Annotated in this window: 1 protein-coding gene; it reads left to right on the plus strand. The window is 35.3% G+C overall.

Translation table 11 applies throughout. The features are described from left to right. Positions 1-79 precede the first annotated feature (79 nt). Positions 80-2,764, plus strand: a complete 2,685-nt coding sequence (locus tag B3W71_RS18335) for an FAD-dependent oxidoreductase (RefSeq protein ID WP_346890374.1) — start codon at positions 80-82, stop codon at positions 2,762-2,764. Positions 2,765-2,891 lie beyond the last annotated feature (127 nt).

Consider the following 2,891-nt stretch of genomic DNA (forward strand, 5'->3'; position numbering starts at 1 on the left):
TAACTCAAAATATACTTCCCATCTTTGACTTATTATTTATTTTCAGATGCCTAATACCTTCTCTTGCTAAAGAACAAATATGGCAAAAGAAAAAGTACTGGAGCTTGCCAATAAGATTAGTAAGACAAAACGTGGTTCAAAGTCGGAAATTACAGAGAATCGTCCTGAGTATAAAGTTCTAGAGGCTGTTATTACAGAAGAAATGGCAGAAGTAGCCCTTTGTCTTGAGTTTCGTAAACCCCAGAGTGCAGAAGAAGTTGCAGCCCTTTGTGGTAAATCTGTAGAAGAAACATCTAAAATTCTATGGGAATTAGCTATTGCAGGTGCTTGTCTAATAGGTAACAAAGATGGTGTTGATAAATATTGGCTTGAAATTTGGGTTCCTGGACATATGGAACTTATAGTTAATCATCCACACAAAGAAAATGTTAATAATTTTCTTCAAGTGGGTCAGGCTTTTGATGAGTACGGAAAAAGAAAGGCTCCTATGGCAGCAGGCATTTTCCCAGTAGGAAAGGGTACCATGCGTGTTATACCTATAGAAACAGCTATTGAAGGAGAAACAAGAAGGGCATCCTATGAGGAAATTTCTCAATATCTAAATACAAATACTATTTTCTCAGTTGCAGACTGTTCTTGCCGTACAGCAAGGGAAGCCATGGGTGAAGGTTGTGGACACTTAAAAGAAGATATGTGTATTCAGCTTGGAGATGCTGCTGAATATTATATTCGTACAGGTAGAGGACGTAAGATTACCCGTGAAGAAGCTTTTGATATCATAAGAAGGGCTGAAGAAAATGGTCTTATGCATCAAATACCAAATACAGATGGTTCAGGAAAAACTCATGCAATCTGTAACTGCTGTGGTTGTTCTTGCTTAGCTACTAGAAATGCAGCAATGTTCTTACACAATGATTTTGTTCGTTCAAATTATATATCACAAATAGATAAAGATAAATGTGTTGCTTGTGGAGAATGTGTTAAGGTATGTCCTGTTAATGCTCTAAAATTAGGACAAAAATTATGTACTAAAACACCAATTAGTGAAGAGAAAAGAGAAGACTTCCCATCAAATACTGAATGGGGACCAGATAAATGGAATGTTGATTACAGAACTAACAGAGAAAATGTTGTTAAAACTGGTACAAGTCCTTGTAAAACCAATTGTCCAGCGCACATAGCTGTTCAAGGATATATCAAGCTTGCTTCTCAAGGAAGATACAAAGAAGCCCTTGAACTTATCAAGCATGAAAATCCATTCCCCGCAGTATGTGGGCGTATTTGCCCAAGAAAATGTGAATCTGCATGTACTAGAGGGGAAATTGATGAAGCAGTTGCTGTAGACGAAATTAAAAAATTCATAGCAGAACAAGATTTAAATGTGAAGCATCGTTATGTGCCAAAGAAAAGACATGAATATGGTAAAAAGATAGCTATTGTTGGAGCAGGACCTTCAGGTTTATCTTGTGCCTTCTACTTAGCAATTGATGGATACAAGGTAACTGTATTTGAAAAACAAAAAGTACTTGGCGGTATGCTGACACTAGGTATTCCTTCTTATAGATTAGAAAAGGATGTAATAAATGCTGAAATAGATATCTTAAGAGAATTAGGAGTAGAATTCAAAACCGGTGTTGAAGTTGGAAAAGATATAAGCCTTAAATACTTAAGAGGTGAAGGATATAAAGCATTCTATATTGCAATAGGTGCACAATCAGGAAGAAACCTTGGTATAGAAGGAGAAGAGGCTCAGGGTGTTATCACTGGAGTTGATTTCTTACGTGAAGTTAACTTAGGAAATGAAATTAATTTAGATGGAGAAGTTGTTGTAATAGGTGGTGGTAATGTAGCTATTGACGTTGCAAGAACGGCTACAAGAGTTGGCGCGACTAATACTTCTATGTTCTGTCTTGAAAGTAGAAAAGAAATGCCTGCTTTAGATGAAGAAATAGATGAAGCGTTAGCTGAGGATATTGAAATAAATAATTCTTGGGGACCAAAGAGAATTCTAACTGAAAATGGCAAGGTAGTTGGAATTGAATTTAAAAAGTGTATTTCTGTTTTTGATGAAAATAGAAAATTTAATCCAAAGTTTGATGAAAACGAAGTTAAGATTGTTAAGGCAAATCATATATTAATTTCTGTTGGGCAAGGAATAGAGTGGGGGAATCTTTTAGAGGGAAGTCAGTCAGAATTAAATCCAAATAAGACAATCAAGGCAGATTCCTTCACCCTACAAACAGGAGAAAAAGATGTTTTTGCAGGCGGAGATGCAATGACAGGTCCAAGGTTCGCAATAGATGCCATTGCCATGGGTAAAGAAGCAGCTGTTTCAATTCATCGTTATGTTCAACCAGGTCAAAGCTTAGTTAATGGACGTGATAGGAGAGCTTATTATGGACTAGACAAAGAAAACTTAATTCTTGAAAGCTATGATCGTATGCCTAGACAAAGAGCACTTCATGTAGATGGTAAGAAATCAAAAGAAACCTTCAAGGATTTACGCCCTACCTTTACAGAAGAGCAAATGAAAAAAGAAACAGAACGTTGTCTTGGCTGTGGAGCTACAGTTAGAGACGAATACATGTGCATAGGCTGCGGAGCATGTACAGTTAGATGTAAGTTTGAAGCCATATCACTTGTCAGAAAATATGATGAGGAAGGTATAGAACTAGAAAAACTTAAGCCTATAATTATTAAAAGTATGATTAAACGTAAAGGTAGAATCGCAGTTAGAAAAGTGAAGAAATTTTTAAAATCATAAAAAATAGTTTTTTATTTTGTTTTAGTGAAATAAAAAGATTTAAATAAATTTTATTAAGAGGCTTTCTCAAAATATATTACTAATCTTATATAAAATATTGAAGAGGCACTTTAATATTATTGTTAGC

The organism is Clostridium sp. UBA1056, from assembly GCA_002316385.1.
Lineage (GTDB): Bacteria > Bacillota > Clostridia > Clostridiales > Clostridiaceae > Clostridium_J.